The following is a 20,049-nucleotide window of genomic DNA, read 5'->3' on the forward strand; positions in this document are numbered from 1 at the left end:
TCTGTGTGGACCCTCGCGGGTCCTCGCTCTTTCGAGCGGTCGCTCACTCTCAGAAAACTGACTGACCAGATCCGAAGACCCAGTCACGTTTTGCTGTGCGAGCACTGTATAACTTGTGAAGCATCACTGCCCGAAGACAGCGGCGTCCGCTACCCAGCGCTCACACTTATCGGTTGTTTGTTTGTTAAAGAACTCGTCCGTTCGTTACCGTCCGAACCCGCACCGGCTTTGCCGTTTGCGTCGCTGCGTTGTCAGCAGCAGAGAAAGAAATTATGCAGAGCTTTCTTCGTTTCGTCAACCGTTTCAGCAATCTTTTTTTGCTGCGGCCGGCGCGCTGACTTCGCTGCGCCAACCTTCCCGGTCGACCCCGTAACCCGCGCCCCGTCTGCTTTGCAGCGCTGCGTTGTGTTGCGAGGGGGCGAATAGTAAGGGAGCGTAGCGGGGTTGGCAAGCGATTTCGCGAAATAATTCGCAGCACCCCAAGAAGTGGCGCATAAGGCTCAATAATGACGATGGCGACAGGGAAGGTGCAGAAGTTTGTCATGCGCGACACCATGATTCATGATTTGGGGCTTGAGCCAAACCCCATGCCAGGCGCCACCGCGCAGGCAGAGATGAGCGGGATCTTCTATGACCATCAGAATCGTAAGACTGGGAACACCCCGCGCGGCCAATGAGGGCCTGCGCATCGGCACCGTGCGCCGCCCGCCGCGGGGCGTGCCCAAATCCGAGTTCGCCAGCCGCGATTTCTACGATGTCTGGTATCCGGTGCTGTCGCCCTCGCCGGAACTGGTGGCACAGGCGCTGCAGGCCACTGACGACAAGCAATGGCAGGCCTTCGTGCGGCACTTCCGCAAGGAAATGGCCGAGCCAGACGCCAGCCGCACGCTCGATCTGCTGGCGGCGCTGTCGCACCAGACCAATTTCTCGGTCGGCTGCTATTGCGAGAACGAGGCGCACTGCCACCGCTCGATCCTGCGCGAGCTGCTGGCCGAACGCGGGGCCGTGATCGACTGAGCAGCACGCCGTGCCGGGGCGTCTCCCCCGGCTTTGATTTCCCCGCTTCCGGCATTCCGATGGCCCTGAACGTTGTCTGGCTCGGTTTCTTCCTGATTTCCTTTTTCGCCGCCTGCGTCCGCATGGCCAGCGGGGACCTCACCGTCTTCCCGGCGATGCTGGCAAGCCTGTTCGACAGCGCGCGCACTGCCTTCGAGATCGCGCTCGGCCTGGCAGGGGTGATGAGTCTTTGGCTTGGCGTCATGCGCATCGGCGAGCGCGCCGGCGTGGTCGATGCCTTCGCCCGGCTGGTGAACCCGCTGCTGCGCCATTTCTTCCCCGGCGTGCCGCAGGGCCACCCCGCGCAGGGCGCGATGATGATGAATGTGTCGGCCAACCTGCTCGGGCTGGACAATGCCGCCACGCCGCTCGGCCTGAACGCCATGCGCGAACTGCAGACGCTGAACCGGCGCCCTGACGTCGCCACCGACGCGCAGATCATGTTCATCGTGCTGAATACCGCCGGGCTGACGCTGATCCCGACCTCAGTGATCGCGATCCGGCAGGCGATCGCAGTCAAGCAGGGGCTGGTGGGCTTCAACGCCGCCGATATCTTCCTGCCGACGCTGCTGGCCACCGGCGGCTCTTGCCTCGCCGGGCTGCTGGCGGTGGCGTGGGTGCAGCGGCTGAACCTGCTGCGCCCGGCTGTGCTGGTGGCGTTCGGGCTGGTGGTGGCGCTGCTGGGCGGGATGGTCGCGTGGCTGCGGCATGCGCCGCCGGAGCAGGTCAGCCGCGTGACAGCGCTGGCCGGCGCAGGCTTCATCCTGTCGCTGATCACCCTGTTCCTGGTCTGCGGCGCGCTGCGGCGGGTCAATGTCTATGAGGCCTTTATCGACGGCGCCAAGGATGGCTTTGGCGTCGCCGTGCAGATCATTCCCTACCTGGTGGCGATCCTGGTCGCCATCGGCCTGTTCCGGGCCACCGGCTGCATGGACGTGCTGATGGGCTGGCTGACGCAGGGCTTTGCCCACCTGGGCGTCAATACTGACTTCGTGCCGGCGCTGCCGGTCGGGCTGATGAAGATCCTGTCCGGCGCCGGCGCGCGCGGGCTGATGGTGGATGTGATGACGACCTATGGCGTGGACTCGTTCCAGGGCCGGCTGGCGGCGATCATCCAGGGATCGACCGAGACTACCTTCTATGTGCTGGCGGTCTACTTCGGCAGCGTCAACGTGCGTAATACGCGCCACGCGCTGGGCTGTGCACTGGTGGCCGATGCCGCGGGGCTCGTGTGTGCGGTTGGCGCCGCTTATCTGTTCCGCTAAACCTCTGCCGGTAAAGTGGCATGCGATTTCGTTGCACCGATACAACGCTATTGTGCGCATCATCATACATTGACACATAGCGACTTGGTGCGTCGCAACAAACCATGTATAGTGAAGTCTGTCTCCTCCACCACCTCGGTGGATTGCAACCCACGCACAACCTGCGTGGGTTTTTTTTCGCCTGCGCGCGGGGACTTCCACAACCCTGTGCGTCCTTTGCCTGCCATTGCGCAGGAATAGTGCCACGATCTTCGCCAGGCGGATTTGACGCCTGATGAAGTGCGGCCACTCCGCCGATTGGGACGACAGGCAGGCTTTGTTGCGACGCAGCAGACAGTTTCGTAGAGCGATCTCACGACGGGCCGCCAACTTTGCAGGCGTCGCGGGTGGCGCTCGCACCTGCCGGGCTGGCCAATTGCCCGGCCGGGCTTTACGGAACGCGGCAATGGCCTATATTGATCTAATACCCGCCGCCAGCACGAGGCACGCCATGCCAGACATCACGTTCCCTCGCAGCCTCCCGACCTACTGCGCAGCCAGCCTCACGCTGTCCTGCCCCGCCACGGTCAACGGCAGTCCCACCTTGTATTCCGTCACCGCCGAGGCCCTGGAGGCCCATTTCGGCGCACGTTCGCCGCGCGAGGAAGACCTGGTGGCAGCCTTCACCAGCAACCGCCAGCGCATCGAGCGCCTGGCCGAAAGCCTGTTCGAACTGACCGAGGCACGCGAAATCGTGCTGCGCAGCGGCCATTTCCGCTTCGCGGGCTGAATCCTGCCGCGAGGTCCTGGCGCCCCCGTAGCCGGGGGCGTTTTCTTTTTCTCATCTGGCGCATCACCGCCTCGGCCACGCTGCCCAGCACCAGCCGGCGCACGCCGCGGTGCCCGTGCGTGCCGGGATCAAGCCACGGCCCGGGAAGGAGGTTTTCCCTTAAATTGACCGACCGGTCGGCTTATATATAATAGGGCCAGCCGCCCCCGAGGCAGTCGTGCGGCGATCCCGCCAGAGGAGACGATATGTACACGCAGAGTCTTGACCTGCCCGGCCAGCACGCCGACGCGGCGCAGGCCAGCGCGCCCCAGGACGAAGCCGCCCGCCAGGCGGCGTTCGATGCCTGCATGGCCGCCGACGGCAAGATCGAGCCGCAGGACTGGATGCCGCAGGCCTATCGCAAGACCCTGGTGCGCCAGATCTCGCAGCACGCGCACTCGGAGATCGTCGGCATGCTGCCGGAGGGCAACTGGATCAGCCGGGCGCCGTCGCTCAAGCGCAAGGCCATCCTGCTGGCCAAGGTGCAGGACGAAGGCGGCCACGGCCTCTATCTGTATTCCGCCGCCGAGACGCTGGACGCCTCGCGCGACGACCTGGTCGATGCGCTGCACAGCGGCCGCGCCAAGTATTCGTCGATCTTCAATTACCCGACACTGACCTGGGCCGACGTGGGCGTGATCGGCTGGCTGGTCGACGGCGCGGCGATCATGAACCAGATCCCGCTGTGCCGATGCTCGTACGGCCCGTACGCGCGCGCCATGATCCGCATCTGCAAGGAAGAGTCGTTCCACCAGCGCCAGGGCTTTGACGCGCTGCTGGCGATGATGCGCGGCACCGATGCCCAGCGCGAGATGGTGCAGGACGCGGTCGACCGCTGGTGGTTCCCGGTGCTGATGATGTTCGGCCCGCCCGACGCGGCCTCGACCAACAGCGCCCAGACCATGGCCTGGGGCATCAAGCGCATTTCCAACGACGACCTGCGCCAGAAGTTTGTCGATGCCACCGTCGAGCAGGCGCGCGTGCTGGGCGTTACCCTGCCGGACCCCGGCCTGCTATGGAATGCCGAACGTGGCCACTATGACTACAGGCCGCTGGACTGGGATGAGTTCTGGCGCGTGATCAACGGCGATGGCCCCTGCAACAAGGAGCGCCTGGCCACCCGCGTGAAAGCGCACGAGGAAGGTGCCTGGGTGCGCGAAGCCGCGCTGGCGCATGCCGCCAAGGTGGCCGAACGCGAAGCCCGTGCCAGCCGGGCCGCCGCCTGAACCCGGCGTCCGAGGACGGAGGAGACACCATGCAACGCAAGGAATGGCCGCTGTGGGAAGTATTCGTGCGCAGCAAGCAAGGCCTGGAACACAAGCATTGCGGCAGCCTGCATGCCGCCGACGCGCAGCAGGCGCTGCACATGGCGCGCGACGTCTATACGCGGCGCCAGGAAGGCGTGTCGATCTGGGTGGTGCCGTCGGCGGCCATTACCGCGAGCGTGCCCGAGGAAAAGCCCGAGCTGTTCGACCCGATGGCCGACAAGATCTACCGGCACCCGACGTTCTACCAGCTGCCCGACGAAGTCAACCACATGTAAGGCCCGCACCATGACCGCGTCCCCACAGCCCTCCGTGCCTGCCTTGCTGGATCCGTTGGCGCCGGCGCGCACCGCCGCGTTGCGCTATGTGCTGCGCCTGGCCGACAACGCCCTGATCCTGGGCCAGCGCAACGCCGAATGGTGCGGCCACGGGCCGGTGCTGGAAGAAGACATTGCGCTGGCCAATATCAGCCTGGACCTGATCGGCCAGGCGCGGCTGCTGTACGGCCGCGCCGGCGAGCTCGAAGGCGAGCTGACCGGCCTGCCCCGCCATGAGGACGACTACGCCTACTGGCGCGCCGAGCGCGAGTTCCGCAACTGGACGCTGCTGGAGCTGCCGCACCGCGGCCCGCTGGCCGGCAACGCCGCCGCCGAGCGCGACTACGCCGTCACCATCATGCGCAACTTCCTGTACAGCGCGCTGATGGTCGAGCTTTGGGAGGCACTGCTGGAGAGCCGCGACGAGCAACTGGCCGCGATCGCCGCCAAGTCGGTCAAGGAAGCGCGCTACCACCTGCACCACGCGGCCGGCTGGGTGGTGCGCCTGGGCGACGGTACCGAGGGGTCGCACGCGCGCATGCAGCGCGCGCTGGAGCACCTGCTGCCCTATATGAATGAGTGCTTTGCCGAAGACGCGGTCGAGACCGAGGCCGCCGCGCAAGGCATCGGCGTGGTCACGGCCACGCTGCGCCCGGCCTGGGACGCCACCGTCGCCGAGACGCTGCAGGCCGCCACGCTGACCCCGCCGCAGGCCACGGGCTTTGTCTCGACCGGCAAGCACGGCGTGCATTCCGAACACATGAGCTACCTGCTGGGCGAGATGCAGGGGCTGGCGCGGTCCCATCCGGGCGCGCAATGGTGAGCGCACGCTTCGACGAGAAGGGTTGACCAGCATGAATGTCACCGCCCTCCCCCTGCATAACGACCACCGCGGCGCCGACGGCCGCATCGCGCGCGCGTGGGCGGCGCTCGAGGCGGTGCCGGACCCGGAGATCCCGGTGGTGTCGATCCGCGACCTGGGCATCCTGCGCGATGTCGTACCCGCTGCCGACGGCGCGCTCGAGATCGTCATCACGCCCACCTACTCCGGCTGCCCGGCCATGTCGCAGATCGCCGAGGACATCGGCCAGGCGCTGGACGGCGCCGGGCTGGCGCCGTGGCGCATCCGCACCGTGCTGGCGCCGGCCTGGACCACCGACTGGATCACCCCGGCCGCGCGCGAGCGCCTGCGCGCCTTCGGCATAGCGCCGCCGGGCCAGTGCGGCACGCCGGCCCAAGCGCAGCCGCTGCGCTTTGTGCCCGCCCGCGCCGGTGCGCCCGATGCCGTGGCCTGCCCGCGCTGCGGCAGCGTGCACACGCAGGAGATCTCGCGCTTCGCCTCGACCGCCTGCAAGGCGCTGTACCGCTGCCTGGACTGCCGCGAGCCGTTCGACTATTTCAAACCCTACTGAGCCCCGCCGGGCCGAAGCCAGGCTGCCATGACTCCACAGTTCCACCCGCTGCGCGTGGCGCAGGTGCGCCCCGAGACCGCCGACACCATCTCGATCGCCTTCGAGGTGCCGGACACGCTGCGCGATGCCTACCGCTTCACCCAGGGCCAGTTCCTGACGCTGAGGGCGCCGGTCGATGGCAAGGACCTGCGCCGCTCCTACTCGATCTGCTCGGCGGTGCAAGACTACGACGAACGCGGCGAGCTGCGGGTGGCGGTCAAGCTGGTCGAGGACGGGCTTTTTTCCACGCACCTGCATGACGCCATCGCCCCGGGGCAGGTGATCGACGTGATGACCCCCGACGGTCGCTTCCACGTGCCGCTCGATGCCGGCGCCGCGCGCCACTACGTGGCCTTTGCCGCCGGCAGCGGCATCACGCCGGTGCTGTCTCTGATCCGCACCACGCTGCAGGCCGAGCCGCACAGCCGCTTCACGCTGGTCTATGGCAACCGCAACGTCGACAGCATTATCTTCTCCGAGGCACTGGAAGACCTGAAGAACCAGTACCTGGCGCACTTCACGCTCTACCACGTGCTGTCGCGCCAGCCGCAGGAGGTGGACCTGCTGCACGGCCGGCTCGACCACGCCCGCGTGACGGCCTTCCTGCAGACGCTGATCCCGGTGGACGACATCGACGCGGCCTTTGTCTGCGGGCCGGCCTCGATGATCGACGAGGTCGAGGCGGCGCTGCGCGATGCGGGCCTAGACCCGCACCGCATCCATGCCGAGCGCTTCGGCGTGCCGCTGGCCCAGGCTAAGCGCAAGCCGGCTGCCATACACACCGACCTGGCCGGCACGGCCGAGCTGGTGGTGGTGCTGGACGGCAAGCAGCACAGCATGCGCCTGCCGCTGGAAGACGCCAACGTGCTCGACACCGCGCTGGCCGCCGGGCTGGACCTGCCCTATGCCTGCAAGGGCGGCGTCTGTTGCACCTGCCGCGCCAAGGTGCTGGAAGGCAAGGTGGAAATGGAAAAGAACTACACGCTCGAGCCGTGGGAGATGGAAAAGGGCTTCGTGCTCACCTGCCAGGCGCGCGCGCTGACGCCGCGGGTGGTGGTCAGCTACGACGAACGCTGATCCTGGCATGCCGGGGGTGCGTATTCAGACAATTGCCGACATTGGCCAGCATGGGCCGTGACTACAATGGCGGCAGGCGGCACCCTGCTGGCGCGATGCTTGCAGGAGCGTGACAGTGCGGGCGGCGCTCGGGCCTGTCGCATCGCCGCCGCGGCGGCGCCAGCGAACCGTCCCACCCATATACAATCACGGCCATGCAATATATCCACGTCGTCAATGGTGATGTAGCAGGCACGACCCTGCGCCAGGCCCTGGCCCAGGCCGCGCGGCCGGACCCTGTCGTGGTGCTGCGCGACGACCTTGCCGTGGGTCCGCTGGCCGACATCGACAGCACCGGACTGATCCGCTCCGGTTTCTGGCAGCGGGTCGCCCCGCATACCGACATCGACTTCGGCGCCGAGATGCGCCAGGCGCTGGACCAGCTCCAGAGGCTGCGCCAGGACGACATGGAAGTGGCCATCTGGCACGGCCAGAGCGCGGCCGACCAGCTGATGCTGCGCAGGGTGGTGTTCCACCTGTACCAGGCGCCGCAGCGCATCAATGAAATCGCGATGGACCTGCGCGAGTTGGAAATGCCGGCGCAGGGCAACCTGGCGGCCATCGGCATGTACTCGCCCGCGCGGCTGGCGCGGCGCTTTTCCACCATCGCCCCGGTCTCGGTGCTGCGCCTGGGCCGGCTCGGCTACGAGTGGCAGCAGAACGTCAAGGAAAACGCCGACGTGCGGCTGTGGAAGGGCAACACGCTGGTGCCGGCGGCGTATCACACCATCGACGACATCATCATGGAACGCGCCCCGTCCGACTGGACCGCCGCGGCGCAGGTGGTGGGCAGCGTGATGGGCGCGATCGAGGGCCTGCTGGCCAGCGACTGGTTTGTGTTCTGGCGCTGCCGCGAACTGATCGCCATGGGCCAGCTGGTGCTGCGCGGCAACGCCGACTCGCTCGATACCTGCGAGCTGCGCCGCCATGCCAGTGGTGGAGGCAACGGCGGCGAATGAACGGCTGGCAATAAACAGAAGAATATGGCCCGTACCAAGGCACCCGATTTCGAGGCACAGCGCGAGCAGATCCTGGACCTGGCCGCCGCCGCCTTTGCCAACAGCAGCTACCCCAGCACCTCGATGGCCGACCTGGCCGCCGCCTGCGGCACCTCGAAGGCGCGGCTGTACCACTATTACGAGAGCAAGGAAGCGATCCTGTTCGACCTGCTGGACCGCTACACGCGCCGGCTGATGCTGCTGGTCACTGAAGTGGAAGCCAACGCCGAGCGCCACGCCCGCACCGACAAGGAAGCCTTCGGCAACCTGATCCGCGCCTTCCTGGCCGAGTACGAGACCTCGCAGACGCGCCATATCGCGCTGATCAACGACGTCAAGTTCCTGGCCGAGACCCAGCGCGACCTGATCCTGGGCCGCGAGCGCGACGTGGTCGCGGCGTTCTCGCGCCTGCTGCGCCGGGCCTACCCCGAGCGCGTCACGCGCGAGAACCAGACCGCGCTGACCATGACCATCTTCGGCATGATCAACTGGACCTTCACCTGGCTCAAGCCGGGCGGCCAGATGTCCTACGCCGACTTTGCCGAGATGGTGGTCGACCTGCTCGAAGGCGGCCTGCCCGGCCGGGTCGCGGCCGGACGCTGACGCGGCCCCGGCCGGCCAAGCCGTCACTTACATCCACTCGGCCTCTTCACGCTGGCGCCGCTGTTCCCGGTCCTGGCGGAACATCTCTTCCAGCTCGTCGCGCGCCTGGCGCGCCAGCGAGACCAGCTTCTTCTGGTCGGTGTAGTGCGGATAGAAACGGTCGATCGCCTGGATGTTGTGGCGGCGGAACCGCAGCGCCACGTTGCGGGCCTCGGCCGGATCGAAGCCCAGCCCTTCCAGCACGCGGCGGCCCAGCATCAGCGAGCCCTCGAACATCTCGCGCTCGAACAGGTGCACGCCGCGGTCCTTCAGTTGATAGACATGCGACACATGGCGCGCCCGGGCGTAGATCTGCAGTTCGGGAAAGCGCTCGCGCACGCGGTCGATCAGCGCCAGGCTGTCGTCCATGCCGTCGATGGCCACCACCAGGATGCGCGCGTTGGCAATGCCGGCAGCTTCCAGCAGGTCCAGCCGGGTGGCGTCGCCATAGAAGACCTTGAAGCCGTACTGGCGCAGGAACTCGATCTGGTCGGGGTCATGGTCCAGCACCGTCACGCCCACGCCCTGGGTGTACAGCAGGCGGGCGACGATCTGGCCGAAGCGCCCGAAGCCGGCGATCAGCACCGGACTGTGCTGCGGCGTGATGGCGTCGTCGGGCCGTGCCTTGCCCGCGCCCAGACGGGGCGCCACCAGGCGGTCGTAGGCCAGCAGCAGCAAGGGCGTGGCCACCATCGACAGCGCCACCACCAGCACCAGCAGCGCCTCGGTCTCGCGCGGCAGCAGGCCGGCGGTGCCGGCCACGCCGAACACCACGAAGGCGAATTCACCGCCCTGCGAGATCAGCAGCGCGAACAGCAGCCGCTGGCCGCGGGCAATGGCAAAGTACCGGGCCAGCAGCGCCAGCAGCACGGTCTTGGCGACCACGAAGGCGGCCACCAGCCCCAGCACCAGCCAGGGCGAGCTGGCCAGCACCGCAAAGTCGATCGACATGCCGACCGCCATGAAGAACAGCCCCAGCAGCAGGCCCTTGAACGGCTCCAGGTCGGCCTCGAGCGCGTGGCGGTATTCCGAATCGGCCAGCAGCACGCCGGCCAGGAAGGTGCCCAGCGCCATCGACAAGCCCACCGCGTCCATCATCTGCGCGATGCCCACCACCAGCAGCAGCGCAAACGCGGTGAACATCTCGCGCATGTCGGTGCGGGCGATAAACCGCAGCGCCGGGCGCACCAGGTAGCGGCCGCCAGCCACCACCGCGCCGATCACCGCCACCGCCTTGCCCGCCGCCAGCCAGCCGGCCGCGCCCGAGCCCGCACCTTCGGCGCCCTGCGTGGCCAGCAGCGGCAGCAGCGCGATCATCGGGATCGCGGCGATGTCCTGGAACAGCAGGATGCCGAAGCTGGCGGCCCCCGCTGGCGTGCCGAACAGGTTGCGCTCGGTCAGCGTCGCCAGCGCGATCGCGGTGGACGACAGCGCCAGCCCCAGGCCCGCCACCAGCGCCACCTGCCACGGCGCGCCCGCCAGCGCCGCCACCGTGCCGATCACCAGCGCGCAGGCGGCCAGCTGCGCGCCGCCGTAGCCGAAGATGCTCCGCCGCAGCGCCCAGAGCTTGCGCGGCTCCAGCTCCAGGCCGATCACGAACATCATCAGCACCACGCCAAACTCGGAGAAGTCCAGGATCGCTTCGACATTGGTCACCAGGCGCAGGGCGAACGGCCCGATCGCCGCCCCCGCCAGCAGGTAGCCCAGCACCGCGCCCAGGCCGCTGCGCCGCGCCAGCGGCACCGCCACCACCGCCGCCACCAGGAACACCAGCAGCGCAATCAGGAAGTCGTGCTGGTTCATGCCCGCACCTCCGCGGGCATCGCATGCGTGCCAAGCCGCCCGCACACATGGGCGATATGGTCGGCCAGTGCCTGGGCGTCGGCATTGTTGGCGTCATGCAGCACCACCGGCGGCAGCCAGTTCATGCCGCACAGCAAGGCGGTCTGCTCCAGTGGCAACAGGAAGTCCGCAATCGGGTGGCCATGGGTGCCCTCCGGGCCGTAGGCATCGGCCGTGCCGCCGGTGCTGACTACCACCAGCAGCGACTTGCCACGCAGCGCGGTACCGCCGGGACCGTATGCCCAGCCCGGCTCCAGGACCTCATCGAGCCACAGCTTGAGCAAGGCCGGCACGCTGTACCAGCGCACCGGAAACTGCAGCACGATGGTGTCCGAGACCGCCAGCACGCGCTGCTCGGCGACGACGTCGATGTCGTAGTCGACATAGCTGCGGTAAAGATCGCGTACCTGTACCTGCGGCAGCGCACCCAGCGCATCGGCCAGCGGCCGGTTGACGCGCGAACGGCTGGGCGTAGGATGCGCGTAGATCACAACGATTGGGGGCTCGGTCATCGAAAGGCGATCGGCTGGCGAGTAGTCGGGAAAAAATCCTGGGCGGGCGCGAAATTGCGGCGTTGCACCAAATCCACAGCAGGCGCCTTGCAACAATTCATCACATTTTTGCAAACCTTTGATTTTAATTGATTTTTAGCAAAGCAGTGGCGAGTTGTCGGCCTGCTGCAGCGCGGGAAGCTTACGTCAAACTGACAATTCCACTACAATACTTTTCGTGCTGCATCAAGATGGTGTTTCCCCGGATCCTGCACCGACGCAGGGAAAAGTGACTGGAAAAATACCACCGCAGTGCCTATTTTTATCTGTGACTGCACCAGGAAGGAATAAAAAGTGAATCCGCTCGAACTGAGCAAGGCCGTCGGCGCACTGACCGACGAAGATCTGCGCAAGGCAGCCAAAGCCGCACAGGCCACCCAGCGCGCCACCGTTCTGGTGCGCGAGCTGGCGGCCCATCACCGCTCGCGCCTGCTGAAGCATTTCCTCGCCCTGGGCGAGGAGGATCGCCTGCTCCGTTTCGGCCAGTCGGTGGGCGACCACGTGATCGAAGCCTACGTCGACAGCATCGACTTCGACCATGACAGCGTGTTCGGTGTCTACGACGACAAGCTCGAGCTGATCGGGGTGGGCCACTTCGCCAACCTGCGCGACAACGCCCAGGGCCGCGTGGCGGAGTTCGGCGTGTCGGTCTCGGGCAGTGCCCGCGGCCGCGGCATCGGCAGCGCGCTGTTCGAGCGTGCCGCCATCCATGGCCGCAATACCAATGTGCGCACGCTGTACATGCACTGCCTGTCGCGCAACGCCGCGATGATGCACATCGCCAAGAAGGCCGGCATGAAGGTTCAGTATGCCTACGGTGAAGCCGATGCCTACCTGGAACTGCCGCCGGCGGACGCCGCCAGCCGCCTGACCGAGGCGCTGGACGAGCAGCTCGCCGACCTGGACTACGCGGTGCGCCGCAACCTGCGCGACGCTCGCCGCTTCGGGCTGCGCTTCTGGCGCACCATGGTGCCGCAGAAGCATACCGCCTGAGTCCACCCCCGCCGCAACCACGCAAACGGCGCATCGCAACAATGCGCCGTTTCTGTTTCCAAGCTCAGGTTTGCTGCATCAGGCCGCGCCGCCCACCGGCAGCGCCGTGGTGTCCTTGATGCTTTCCAGCGCAAAGCTGGAGCGCACGTCGATCACCGACGGGTGCGCCAGCAGCTGTTCCTGCATGAAGCGCGCAAAGTGCTCCATGTCTTCCACGTAGACCTTGAGCAGCAGGTCCATCTCGCCGGTCATGGCGTGGCACGCGGCCACCTCCGGCCAGACCGCGATGGAGGCGCGGAACAGGTCCAGCGGCGCCTTGCCCTTGGCCGCCCCGCCATGCTTTTCCAACCGGACATTGATATAGGCCAGCAGGCCCAGCCCGATCTTGTTGGGCTCCAGCAGCGCTGCGTACTGCCGGATCACGCCGATCTCCTCCAGCCGCCGGATGCGGCGCAGGCAGGGGCTGGGCGACAGGTTGACGCGCTCGGCCACCTCCAGGTTGGTCAACCGGCCGTTGGTCTGCAGCACTTCCAGGATCTTCCGGTCGATCTTGTCCAACTCCACCTTGCTCACGATATTGTTGCTCCGCAATATGTTTATTGGCAATTTTTTTGCGCAAATTTAGCAAGCCGTGCACAAGTACGCAATTTTTTGTGCAATTACGCCCGATCTTGGCCCGATTCTGGTTAGTGGGCAGCCTTATCGGTCACTCATGCGGCAGCCGGTCGGGCTGGGCAATACCTGTCTGGCGGCGCTGCCGCGTATCGCGGACGCGCCCCCGCCGGCCGGGAGCAGGCAAGGATGGTGCCAAGCCCGGCAAAAACAGGGAAGCGGCATTCTACGGGCCAATGCGCGTTTCGGGGTCAGATCTCTCCCTGTTGTCCCGGGCGCGTATCGTCCGGCGAACGGGCAAAGAAAAAGCGCGCAAGCCGTCAGGCTTGCGCGCTAGTTGGCATCGCTGGCAGGTGGTCCGCAGGCGCGGCCCTGCCGGGGCCGGTCAGCCGCCGCTGGAGGACGGAGCGCCCGGGGTCGCGGGCGCCGGGGCCTGACCGCGCGGGCCACGATCGCCGCGTTGCGAGTGGTCCTGGTGCATTTTCTCCATGCCGGCGCGGATCTCGTCACGGGTCAGCTTGCCGTCGTGATTAGCGTCGAGCTGGTCGAAGTGCCTGGCCAGGTGCGGCAGGCCAGCGGCGACCTCGGCCTTGGTCAACGCGCCATCGCCGTTCTTGTCAGCCGCCTTGAATTTTTCGTCAAAGGCAGCCTGCATGCGTGCGTGGCGCTCAGCCATGGCGGTCTTGCGGTACGCGTCCATTTCGGCCTTGTCGATCTTGCCGTCGTGGTTGGTGTCGAGCTTGTTGAACCAGGCGTCGGCTTCGGCCTTGGAGATGGCGCCATCGCCATCGGTATCGATCGACTTCATCCACATGCCGCCGCCGTGGCCCATGTGGTGGTGCTCCATGCCGGGCTTGCCGGCGGGTGCGGCTGGCGCGCTGGCCTGGGCAAAAGCACCACCGGCGAGCAGGAAAGCGGCCGATGCGACCAGGAACTGCTTCAGGATCTGCGGCTTGTGATTGCGTTGCATGTCTTGCTCCTTTTCATCACGTTGGGCATGTACGGATTAGAACGCAGACGATGAACGAAAGTTGGCGCTTTTAATACGATGTTACCCGCCTCACAGAAAGGGCCGCACGGCGTAAGCGAATGCAAGCCAGGACGAATAATCGGGTGCTCGGGCTACTCTTTCGGCGCCGGCTGGCCTTCGCCGGCTGCCTGCGGAGCCATCACGGGCTGATACTGACGCGGATCGACCGGTTGCGGCTGCGGCTGGGATTCCGGAGCTGGCTCCTGGGACCCTGCCGCGGCCGGGCTTGTGGCCGGCGCCGGGGCCGGCACGGGTGTTGCCATCGGCGCAGCGGCGCCGGAGGGCGGCGTGGGCAATGCCGCGGCCGCGCGCGGCGGGCCACGCGGTGGGCCACGCGTGGCGCCCGCCTGCACCGGCAGCACGATCTCCTGGCGCACGCCGTTGCGCTCGATCACCACCGAGCGCTGGCGCACCTCCACCAGCCGGATCTGCGGCGACAGGTCGGCGCCGATGCGCACCGCCTTGGCCGGGCCGCCGTCGAGCGACACGATCGCTGCGCCCGCCCCGCCACCGATCTCTGCCACCACGCCGAGCAGTTGCACATCGCGCGGCCCGCCCTGGGCCGAGCCGCCGAACAGCGTGGCGACCGCGCCGGTCTCGACCGCCTCGGTCTGCGCGACGCGCGCGCTCTGCGGCACCGGGATGGTCCGCATCGCACTGAAGGCCAGCACCCAGTACGTGACCAGCGCGCACAGCGCGATAAACAGCACCAGGCTGGCCAGGCGCGGCAGCCATGGCGCGGAGGCATCGAAGCGGAACGAAGGCCGGAGGGACAGTTGCATGGGATCGGTACCCTGGATACCCGCTCGGGCGGGTCATGGCGCGTGAGCGCAGACAAGCCAAGCGTACCAGAGCCCCATGACGCTGTCTGCCGGGGCGGTCCGGCCGCAGTGCTGCTCAGAGCAGGTCGTCCAGCAGGTCGGGGCCGAACACCTCGCGCTCGATATGCGCGACCGGCACGCCCGCGCTGACCAGCGCATGGCGCTGCGCCTGCATGAAGCCAAGCGGCCCGCACAGGTAGAAGCGCCCGTCGACAAAGCGCTGCAGGTCCGGCTGGCGCAGCAGTTCGGCCACCGGCATGGTGCCGGCGTGGTCGTAGTCGCGGCCGGCGACATCGCCGGTTTCCGGGCTTTCATAGCTGATGTGCGTCGCCAGTTCCGGCAGGTGTTCGCGCGCCCATTGCAGGTCGGCGCGATGCGCATGGTGGCGGCCGTTGCGGGTGGCATGGGCGAACAGCACCGCGCGCTGCGAGCCCTGCGCGGCCAGCGTGCGCAGCACCGACAGCATCGGCGTGATGCCGATACCGCCGGATAGCAGCACCAGCGGACGGCGGCTTTCCAGCACCGGCGTGAACTCGCCGAACGGCGCGCTCACCTTGAGCCCGGTGCCCTCGCGCGCATTGGCGTGCAGCCAGTTGGAGACCGCGCCGGCCGGCGTCGCCTGGTCGCCGTCCTCGCGCTTGACCGAGATGCGCCAGGTCGGCAGCCCGCTCTCGGCCGACAGCGAATACTGGCGCAGCTGGCGCGTGCCGTTGTCCAGGCGCGCCTCGACGCTGATGTACTGGCCCGGGCGGAAATCGCGCAGCGGCTGGCCGTCGGCGGCGGCCAGCGTGAGCGCCACCACCTGGTCGCCCTGCGCCTCGCGGCGCACCACCCGTACCGGCATCAACTCGCCGGCCGCCAAGCCGGTGCGCTGGTACAGGCGCGCCTCGGCGGCGATCAGCTCGCCCGCCAGCAGCCAGTAAGCCTCGTCCCAGGCAGCCAGCAGCGGCGGCGTGGCGGCCTCGCCCAGCACTGCGGAGATCGCGCCCAGCAGGTGGCGGCCGACGATCGGGTAGTGCGCGGGCGTAATGCCCACGGCCGCGTGCTTGTGGACGATGCGCTCGACCACCGGCCCCAGTGCCGCCGCGTTATCGATGTTGGCCGCATAGGCGAACACGGCCGAGGCCAGCGACTGCTGCTGGCTGCCGTTGGCCTGGTTGCCCATATTGAACAGCTGGGTCAGCTCGGGCCGGTCGGCGAACATCTCGCGGTAGAAATGCGTGGTGATGGCCAGGCCGTGCTCGCGCAGCACGGGCACGCTTGCATCGATAAAGGGGCGGGAAGCAGCGGACAGCATCAGGAATCACTCCGTTTAATTTCATGCATATTAAATGCATGTTTTTGCTCAACAAAAAACCGGCATCCGCCGGCCAGTGCGGACCACGCCGCTCAGGCCGTACGCCGGTTCAGGAAATCACGATGCAGGCGGATGATCGACTCGGCCGTCTGGCTGCCGGTGACATCGGCCAGCGTGACGTCGTCCAGCGCGCGGTAGAAAGCCTGCTCGGCCACGTCCAGCGCGCGCTTCAGGCGGCAGTTGCCGTTCAGCGCACAGGGCGGGTTGTCGCAGTCGATCACCCCCTTGTGCCCTTCCAGCTCGCGCAGGATGGTGCCAATGGTCAGCCGCTCGGCGCCGGGGCCCAGCTGCAGGCCACCGTGGCGGCCGCGCGTGGCGCTGATCCAGCCCAGCCTCGACAGCCGCGCCGCCACCTTGACCAGGTGGTTGTGCGAGATCTCGAACTGCTGGCCCACCTCGGCAATCGTGATCGGCCGGCTGCCGTCGCCACGGGCGACGTACATCAGCAGGCGCAGCGCATAATCGGAGAAGCGGGTCAGTTGCATCGTGGCGTCATCTTAAAAAAGATGCATTCAGGATGCAAGTTTATTTTCCGGGCCGAATGACGCCCGCGCGCTTTGTGATTCGGATCAGACTTTCGGCATGTCCCGGCGGGCGCGCCCATAAAAGAGTCATAAGGCGCCGGTTATACTGATTGGCGAACCCGGCCCCGCCAGCCCCCTGGCGCGGGTCCCGCCATTCCAGCAAAGAGGTCCACCAACAATGCGCAGATTCACTACCCAGTTTGCCCGCCCCGCCCGTTCCGAACGCACCCGCCGCGCGCGCGGGTTCACCCTGATCGAAATCATGGTCGTGATCGTGATCCTCGGCGTGCTGGCGGCACTGGTGGTGCCCAAGATCATGAGCCGCCCGGACGAGGCCCGCATCGTGGCCGCGCGCCAGGACATCTCGTCGATCATGCAGGCGCTCAAGCTGTACCGCCTCGACAACAGCCGCTACCCGACCACCGAGCAGGGCCTGGGCGCGCTGGTGGTCAAGCCCACCACCGAGCCGGTGCCCAACAACTGGAAGGGCGGCGGCTACCTGGAAAAACTGCCCAAGGATCCCTGGGGCCACCCGTACCAGTACCTGAACCCCGGTGTGCGCGGCGAGATCGACGTGTTCAGTTTCGGTGCCGACGGCCAGGCCGGCGGCACCGGCAACGACGCCGATATCGGCAACTGGGAATAAGCCCAGCCCCGCCGCCACCCTTGCCGCATCCATCATGACCACGGTGCCGCACCGCCGCGCGCCCCGCCAGCGGCGCAGCGGCTTCACGCTGCTCGAGCTGCTGGTGGTCATGGTGATCGCCGGCATCGTGATCTCGCTGGTCGCTGTCAACGCGTCGCCCAATGAGCGCGGCCGCGTGCTCGACGACGGCCAGCGCATCGCGCGACTGTTTGAGCTGGCGCAGGAAGAGGCGCAGCTGGGCGCCCGCCCGATCGCGTGGGAGGGCGACGCCAGCGGCTGGCGTTTCCTGGAGTCGAGCCCCAACGGCTGGATCCCCATGCGCACCGACGTGTTTGCCCCCGGCCACTGGCGCCTGGCGCTGGACCAGGTCATCGTCGCCGAAGGCGGGCGCGCCACTGGCACCAATAGTCCGCCCCGGCTTATCTTCGGGCGCGAGCTGATCGATGCCCCGCAGCGGCTGGTGCTGGTGCGCGGCGATATCCGCGTGGACGTTGCCGGCGACGGCAGCGGCCGCTATTTCGCCAGCACGCCATGACGCGCCGCGCTCTTCTTCCCGGACACCGGCGCGCACGCGGCTTCACGCTGATCGAAGTGCTGGTGGCGCTGACCATCCTGGCCGTGGCGCTGACCGCGGCGATGCGTGCGATGAGCTCGATGGTCGATGCCAGCGCGTCGCTGCAGACCCGCATGCTAGCCGAATGGAGCGCCGAGAACCACCTGGCCTCGCTGCGCCTGGCCAAAACCTGGCCCGAGCCCGGCGTCAGCGGCTATACCTGCCCACAGGGCGGCACGCCGCTGTACTGCGAGCAATCCGTGTCGGCCACGCCCAACCCGGTCTTCCGCCGCGTCGAGATCGCGGTCTATCCCTCCGCCACCGACAAGTCCGTGCGGCTGGCGTGGCTGGTCACCATCGTCCCCAATGAAACCCGCAACGTGCTCTGAGCGCCGGCGCGGGCGCAAATTCGCCGGCGGCTTCACGCTGCTGGAGATGCTGGTCGCCATCACCCTGCTGGCGGTGATGGCCGTGATCGGCTGGCGCGCGCTGGACAGCCTGACGCGCAGCCGCGAACGGCTGACCGACCACGACTTGCGCCTGGATGCGCTGAAGGTCCTCTACGGTCAGCTGCAGGCCGATTGCGAGCACCTGGCCAGCCCCGCGCTGCTGCAGGCCAGCCCGGTCGAGATCGGCCAGAACCGCGTGCTGCTGGTGCGCGACCGCCGCGACGAAGGCCAGCCGCCAACGTGGCAGGCGCTGTCGTACCAGCTCGACGGCAACACGCTGGTACGCGTGGCCGCGCCGCCGGTGGACAGCCGCGCGGCGCTGCAGTCGTCGCTGCTGGCGCTGCGCCAGGGCGGGGGCAACGGCGCGCAGGTACGGCGCGTGCTGGCCGACGTCGATAGCATGAGCGCGCGCGCCTGGGTGGAGCCCGGCGGCTGGCAGATCGACAGCAACCGCATCCGCAACGCGCTGTTCAGCGGCAATGCCGCCAGCGCGGTAGCGGCTTCGGCCGCCGGCGCGGCGCTGCCCAATACCGCGGTGCGCGCGGTGGAGCTGACCATCTTCGCCCGCATGGGCGACGGCGACGCGCCGCGGCAGTTCCAGAAGATCTGCGTGACCGGGCTATGACGCACGCCTGCCGCCAACCCCGTCCCCTGCCCTTGCGCCGCCAGCGCGGCGCGGCCGTGGTCACCGCACTGCTAATGGTGACGCTGGCGGTGGTGGTGGTGTCCGGCATGCTGTGGCGGCAGCAGGTACAGATCCGGGCGATCGAGAACCAGCGCCTGCAGGCACAGGCCACCTGGATCGAGCGCGCCGCGGTGGACTGGGCGCGGCTGATCCTGCGCGACGACCAGCGCCGCACCAATGTCGATGAGCTGGGCGAGCCGTGGGCGGTGCCGATCGCCGAGACCCGGCTGTCGGACTTTTTGGGCGCGTCGCTGCGCACTGACGTCGCGGGCGAGACCTCGTTCCTGTCGGGGCGCATCCTGGATGCGCAGGCGCGCCTGAACCTCGCCAACCTGGTGACGTGGTCCGCCATCAGCGGCGACAGCGGCCAGGTCGGGCGCGTGGCAACCATCGACCAGACGGCACAAGCCGCCTACGGCCGCCTGCTGCAGACCGTGGGCCTGAACCCGTCGCTGGCCGAGACCACTGCGCGCTTTATGCTGCAGGCCGCGCAGGGCGCAGATTCGTCCGGCCGGCCCGCGCCGCGCCCGCTCGACAGCGTGCAGGGCCTGCTGGCGCTGCCCGGCTACACTCCCGAAATGGTGGCCGTGCTCGAGCCCTTTGTCATCGTGCTGCCCGAGCGCACGCTGGTCAACGCCAACACCGCCGACGCGGAAGTGCTGGCGGCCGTGATCGACAAGCTGCCGCTGGAGCGCGCGCGCGAGCTGGTGCGCCAGCGCGACCGCGCCTACTTCAACAACATCGGCAACCTGCAGACGCAGTTGGCCGCGGTGGCGCCGCAGGCCAGCTCGGCCAACCTCGGCAACCTGTTCGATGTGCGTTCGCATTACTTCCTGGTCTACGGGCTGGTGCGGCATGAGCGCGCCAGCCGGCTGCAGGTGTCGCTGATCTTCCGCGGCGAACCGCTTGGTGCGGCCAACACCACCCGCGTGGTCTGGATCCAGGACGCGGACCGGCTGCCGGACCTGCGCTGAACGATGACTACGCGGCCTGGCGCACATATGAAAACCGCAGGTCCGGGCAGCCGGGGAGAATGGTATTGACGCGGTTATGTCACGCAGGCAAGGT

At 67.6% G+C, this 20,049-nt stretch carries 23 protein-coding genes and 1 pseudogene; 16 read left to right on the forward strand and 8 right to left on the reverse strand.

The features are described 5' to 3' along the window. The first annotated feature begins 630 nt into the window (after window positions 1-630). From DN412_RS20425 to DN412_RS20435, 3 genes are all read left to right on the forward strand, one after another. Window positions 631-1,017, forward strand: coding sequence for a DUF488 domain-containing protein (locus DN412_RS20425; RefSeq protein WP_115213252.1), 387 nt, complete (start codon window positions 631-633; stop codon window positions 1,015-1,017). A gap of 59 nt (window positions 1,018-1,076) precedes the next feature. Beyond that, window positions 1,077-2,321: a nucleoside recognition domain-containing protein gene (locus tag DN412_RS20430; RefSeq protein ID WP_115213253.1), complete on the forward strand. Its 1,245-nt coding sequence runs from the start codon at window positions 1,077-1,079 to the stop codon at window positions 2,319-2,321. Between the two features lie 490 nt (window positions 2,322-2,811). After that, complete coding sequence (locus tag DN412_RS20435) at window positions 2,812-3,090, forward strand: DUF1488 family protein (protein ID WP_078198172.1); 279 nt, start codon at window positions 2,812-2,814, stop codon at window positions 3,088-3,090. Window positions 3,091-3,145: 55 nt separating this feature from the next. Here the strand turns inward: DN412_RS20435 and DN412_RS44575 are convergent. After that, window positions 3,146-3,214, reverse strand: a pseudogene (locus DN412_RS44575) (universal stress protein); the annotation flags it as partial. Window positions 3,215-3,335: 121 nt separating this feature from the next. Between DN412_RS44575 and paaA the strand changes: the two are divergent. The 7 genes from paaA (at window position 3,336) to DN412_RS20475 (ending at window position 8,879) form a co-directional block, all read left to right on the forward strand. After that, window positions 3,336-4,355 carry a 1,2-phenylacetyl-CoA epoxidase subunit PaaA gene (gene paaA, locus DN412_RS20445; RefSeq protein WP_115213254.1) on the forward strand — a complete coding sequence of 340 codons (1,020 nt, stop codon included), beginning with the start codon at window positions 3,336-3,338 and terminating at the stop codon, window positions 4,353-4,355. Between the two features lie 29 nt (window positions 4,356-4,384). Continuing rightward, on the forward strand, window positions 4,385-4,672 hold the full coding sequence (paaB, locus tag DN412_RS20450; protein WP_012354162.1) for a 1,2-phenylacetyl-CoA epoxidase subunit PaaB: 288 nt from the start codon (window positions 4,385-4,387) through the stop codon (window positions 4,670-4,672). Between the two features lie 10 nt (window positions 4,673-4,682). Further along, entirely contained in the window at window positions 4,683-5,534 is an 852-nt protein-coding gene (gene paaC / locus DN412_RS20455; protein ID WP_115213255.1) for a 1,2-phenylacetyl-CoA epoxidase subunit PaaC, read from the forward strand. Window positions 5,535-5,565: 31 nt separating this feature from the next. Continuing rightward, on the forward strand, window positions 5,566-6,123 hold the full coding sequence (gene paaD / locus DN412_RS20460) for a 1,2-phenylacetyl-CoA epoxidase subunit PaaD (protein ID WP_115213328.1): 558 nt from the start codon (window positions 5,566-5,568) through the stop codon (window positions 6,121-6,123). Between the two features lie 27 nt (window positions 6,124-6,150). Beyond that, a complete protein-coding gene (paaE, locus tag DN412_RS20465; RefSeq protein ID WP_115213256.1) occupies window positions 6,151-7,239 on the forward strand; it encodes a 1,2-phenylacetyl-CoA epoxidase subunit PaaE in 1,089 nt (362 codons plus the stop codon). A gap of 194 nt (window positions 7,240-7,433) precedes the next feature. Then, the gene (locus DN412_RS20470; RefSeq protein WP_115213257.1) at window positions 7,434-8,237 is read left to right on the forward strand and encodes a DUF1835 domain-containing protein; all 804 of its coding nucleotides are present in this window, start codon (window positions 7,434-7,436) and stop codon (window positions 8,235-8,237) included. Between the two features lie 24 nt (window positions 8,238-8,261). Next, the gene (locus DN412_RS20475; protein ID WP_115213258.1) at window positions 8,262-8,879 is read left to right on the forward strand and encodes a TetR/AcrR family transcriptional regulator; all 618 of its coding nucleotides are present in this window, start codon (window positions 8,262-8,264) and stop codon (window positions 8,877-8,879) included. Between the two features lie 27 nt (window positions 8,880-8,906). Here DN412_RS20475 and kefC read toward each other — a convergent pair whose 3' ends face one another. Beyond that, on the reverse strand, window positions 8,907-10,721 hold the full coding sequence (gene kefC, locus DN412_RS20480; protein ID WP_115213259.1) for a glutathione-regulated potassium-efflux system protein KefC: 1,815 nt from the start codon (window positions 10,719-10,721) through the stop codon (window positions 8,907-8,909). After that, window positions 10,718-11,272 (reverse strand): glutathione-regulated potassium-efflux system oxidoreductase KefF, encoded by a 555-nt coding sequence (kefF, locus tag DN412_RS20485; protein ID WP_115213260.1) that lies wholly within the window; start codon window positions 11,270-11,272, stop codon window positions 10,718-10,720. The genes kefC and kefF overlap by 4 nt, the downstream gene beginning before the upstream one ends. Before the next feature lie 333 nt (window positions 11,273-11,605). Between kefF and DN412_RS20490 the strand changes: the two genes are divergently transcribed. Beyond that, window positions 11,606-12,304 carry a GNAT family N-acetyltransferase gene (locus DN412_RS20490; RefSeq protein WP_115213261.1) on the forward strand — a complete coding sequence of 233 codons (699 nt, stop codon included), beginning with the start codon at window positions 11,606-11,608 and terminating at the stop codon, window positions 12,302-12,304. A 78-nt stretch (window positions 12,305-12,382) separates the two neighbouring features. Here the strand turns inward: DN412_RS20490 and DN412_RS20495 are convergent, their stop codons facing one another. The 5 genes from DN412_RS20495 to DN412_RS20515 all read right to left on the reverse strand — a co-directional run bounded on the left by DN412_RS20495 (window position 12,383) and on the right by DN412_RS20515 (window position 16,609). Next, window positions 12,383-12,877, reverse strand: coding sequence for an Lrp/AsnC family transcriptional regulator (locus DN412_RS20495; protein ID WP_078198652.1), 495 nt, complete (start codon window positions 12,875-12,877; stop codon window positions 12,383-12,385). Between the two features lie 424 nt (window positions 12,878-13,301). Beyond that, window positions 13,302-13,886 carry an EF-hand domain-containing protein gene (locus DN412_RS20500; protein WP_115213262.1) on the reverse strand — a complete coding sequence of 195 codons (585 nt, stop codon included), beginning with the start codon at window positions 13,884-13,886 and terminating at the stop codon, window positions 13,302-13,304. Window positions 13,887-14,038: 152 nt separating this feature from the next. After that, window positions 14,039-14,728: a type II secretion system protein N gene (locus tag DN412_RS20505; RefSeq protein WP_115213263.1), complete on the reverse strand. Its 690-nt coding sequence runs from the start codon at window positions 14,726-14,728 to the stop codon at window positions 14,039-14,041. A gap of 115 nt (window positions 14,729-14,843) precedes the next feature. Further along, window positions 14,844-16,064 (reverse strand): globin domain-containing protein, encoded by a 1,221-nt coding sequence (locus DN412_RS20510; protein WP_115213264.1) that lies wholly within the window; start codon window positions 16,062-16,064, stop codon window positions 14,844-14,846. A gap of 92 nt (window positions 16,065-16,156) precedes the next feature. After that, on the reverse strand, window positions 16,157-16,609 hold the full coding sequence (locus DN412_RS20515; RefSeq protein ID WP_115213265.1) for an RrF2 family transcriptional regulator: 453 nt from the start codon (window positions 16,607-16,609) through the stop codon (window positions 16,157-16,159). A 217-nt stretch (window positions 16,610-16,826) separates the two neighbouring features. On the opposite strand from DN412_RS20515, the gene gspG reads away from it, so the two are divergent. Genes gspG through gspK form a run of 5 tightly spaced genes read left to right on the forward strand, consistent with a single transcriptional unit; the run spans window position 16,827 to window position 19,955 of the window. Beyond that, window positions 16,827-17,294 carry a type II secretion system major pseudopilin GspG gene (gene gspG, locus DN412_RS20520; RefSeq protein ID WP_115213266.1) on the forward strand — a complete coding sequence of 156 codons (468 nt, stop codon included), beginning with the start codon at window positions 16,827-16,829 and terminating at the stop codon, window positions 17,292-17,294. 34 nt (window positions 17,295-17,328) lie between these two features. Next, the gene (locus tag DN412_RS20525; protein WP_115213267.1) at window positions 17,329-17,829 is read left to right on the forward strand and encodes a GspH/FimT family pseudopilin; all 501 of its coding nucleotides are present in this window, start codon (window positions 17,329-17,331) and stop codon (window positions 17,827-17,829) included. Next, the gene (gene gspI / locus DN412_RS20530; protein WP_115213268.1) at window positions 17,826-18,236 is read left to right on the forward strand and encodes a type II secretion system minor pseudopilin GspI; all 411 of its coding nucleotides are present in this window, start codon (window positions 17,826-17,828) and stop codon (window positions 18,234-18,236) included. Before DN412_RS20525 ends, gspI begins: the two co-directional genes overlap by 4 nt. Further along, a complete protein-coding gene (locus tag DN412_RS20535) occupies window positions 18,214-18,921 on the forward strand; it encodes a PulJ/GspJ family protein (protein ID WP_115213269.1) in 708 nt (235 codons plus the stop codon). Before gspI ends, DN412_RS20535 begins: the two co-directional genes overlap by 23 nt. Continuing rightward, a complete protein-coding gene (gspK, locus tag DN412_RS20540; protein WP_115213270.1) occupies window positions 18,918-19,955 on the forward strand; it encodes a type II secretion system minor pseudopilin GspK in 1,038 nt (345 codons plus the stop codon). Before DN412_RS20535 ends, gspK begins: the two co-directional genes overlap by 4 nt. Window positions 19,956-20,049 lie beyond the last annotated feature (94 nt).

The sequence above is a fragment of the Cupriavidus lacunae genome (genome assembly GCF_003353055.1).
Lineage (GTDB): Bacteria > Pseudomonadota > Gammaproteobacteria > Burkholderiales > Burkholderiaceae > Cupriavidus > Cupriavidus lacunae.

What these genes read in the sequence shown, in the direction of transcription:
- DN412_RS20425 (WP_115213252.1), top strand. Translation starts at nt 631, where the DNA reads ATGACCATCAGAATCGTAAGACTGGGAACACCCCGCGCGGCCAATGAG.
- DN412_RS20430 (WP_115213253.1), top strand. Translation starts at nt 1,077, where the DNA reads ATGGCCCTGAACGTTGTCTGGCTCGGTTTCTTCCTGATTTCCTTTTTC.
- DN412_RS20435 (WP_078198172.1), top strand. Translation starts at nt 2,812, where the DNA reads ATGCCAGACATCACGTTCCCTCGCAGCCTCCCGACCTACTGCGCAGCC.
- paaA (WP_115213254.1), top strand. Translation starts at nt 3,336, where the DNA reads ATGTACACGCAGAGTCTTGACCTGCCCGGCCAGCACGCCGACGCGGCG.
- paaB (WP_012354162.1), top strand. Translation starts at nt 4,385, where the DNA reads ATGCAACGCAAGGAATGGCCGCTGTGGGAAGTATTCGTGCGCAGCAAG.
- paaC (WP_115213255.1), top strand. Translation starts at nt 4,683, where the DNA reads ATGACCGCGTCCCCACAGCCCTCCGTGCCTGCCTTGCTGGATCCGTTG.
- paaD (WP_115213328.1), top strand. Translation starts at nt 5,566, where the DNA reads ATGAATGTCACCGCCCTCCCCCTGCATAACGACCACCGCGGCGCCGAC.
- paaE (WP_115213256.1), top strand. Translation starts at nt 6,151, where the DNA reads ATGACTCCACAGTTCCACCCGCTGCGCGTGGCGCAGGTGCGCCCCGAG.
- DN412_RS20470 (WP_115213257.1), top strand. Translation starts at nt 7,434, where the DNA reads ATGCAATATATCCACGTCGTCAATGGTGATGTAGCAGGCACGACCCTG.
- DN412_RS20475 (WP_115213258.1), top strand. Translation starts at nt 8,262, where the DNA reads ATGGCCCGTACCAAGGCACCCGATTTCGAGGCACAGCGCGAGCAGATC.
- kefC (WP_115213259.1), bottom strand. Translation starts at nt 10,721, where the DNA reads ATGAACCAGCACGACTTCCTGATTGCGCTGCTGGTGTTCCTGGTGGCG.
- kefF (WP_115213260.1), bottom strand. Translation starts at nt 11,272, where the DNA reads ATGACCGAGCCCCCAATCGTTGTGATCTACGCGCATCCTACGCCCAGC.
- DN412_RS20500 (WP_115213262.1), bottom strand. Translation starts at nt 13,886, where the DNA reads ATGCAACGCAATCACAAGCCGCAGATCCTGAAGCAGTTCCTGGTCGCA.
- DN412_RS20505 (WP_115213263.1), bottom strand. Translation starts at nt 14,728, where the DNA reads ATGCAACTGTCCCTCCGGCCTTCGTTCCGCTTCGATGCCTCCGCGCCA.
- DN412_RS20510 (WP_115213264.1), bottom strand. Translation starts at nt 16,064, where the DNA reads ATGCTGTCCGCTGCTTCCCGCCCCTTTATCGATGCAAGCGTGCCCGTG.
- DN412_RS20515 (WP_115213265.1), bottom strand. Translation starts at nt 16,609, where the DNA reads ATGCAACTGACCCGCTTCTCCGATTATGCGCTGCGCCTGCTGATGTAC.
- gspG (WP_115213266.1), top strand. Translation starts at nt 16,827, where the DNA reads ATGCGCAGATTCACTACCCAGTTTGCCCGCCCCGCCCGTTCCGAACGC.
- DN412_RS20525 (WP_115213267.1), top strand. Translation starts at nt 17,329, where the DNA reads ATGACCACGGTGCCGCACCGCCGCGCGCCCCGCCAGCGGCGCAGCGGC.
- gspI (WP_115213268.1), top strand. Translation starts at nt 17,826, where the DNA reads ATGACGCGCCGCGCTCTTCTTCCCGGACACCGGCGCGCACGCGGCTTC.
- DN412_RS20535 (WP_115213269.1), top strand. Translation starts at nt 18,214, where the DNA reads ATGAAACCCGCAACGTGCTCTGAGCGCCGGCGCGGGCGCAAATTCGCC.
- gspK (WP_115213270.1), top strand. Translation starts at nt 18,918, where the DNA reads ATGACGCACGCCTGCCGCCAACCCCGTCCCCTGCCCTTGCGCCGCCAG.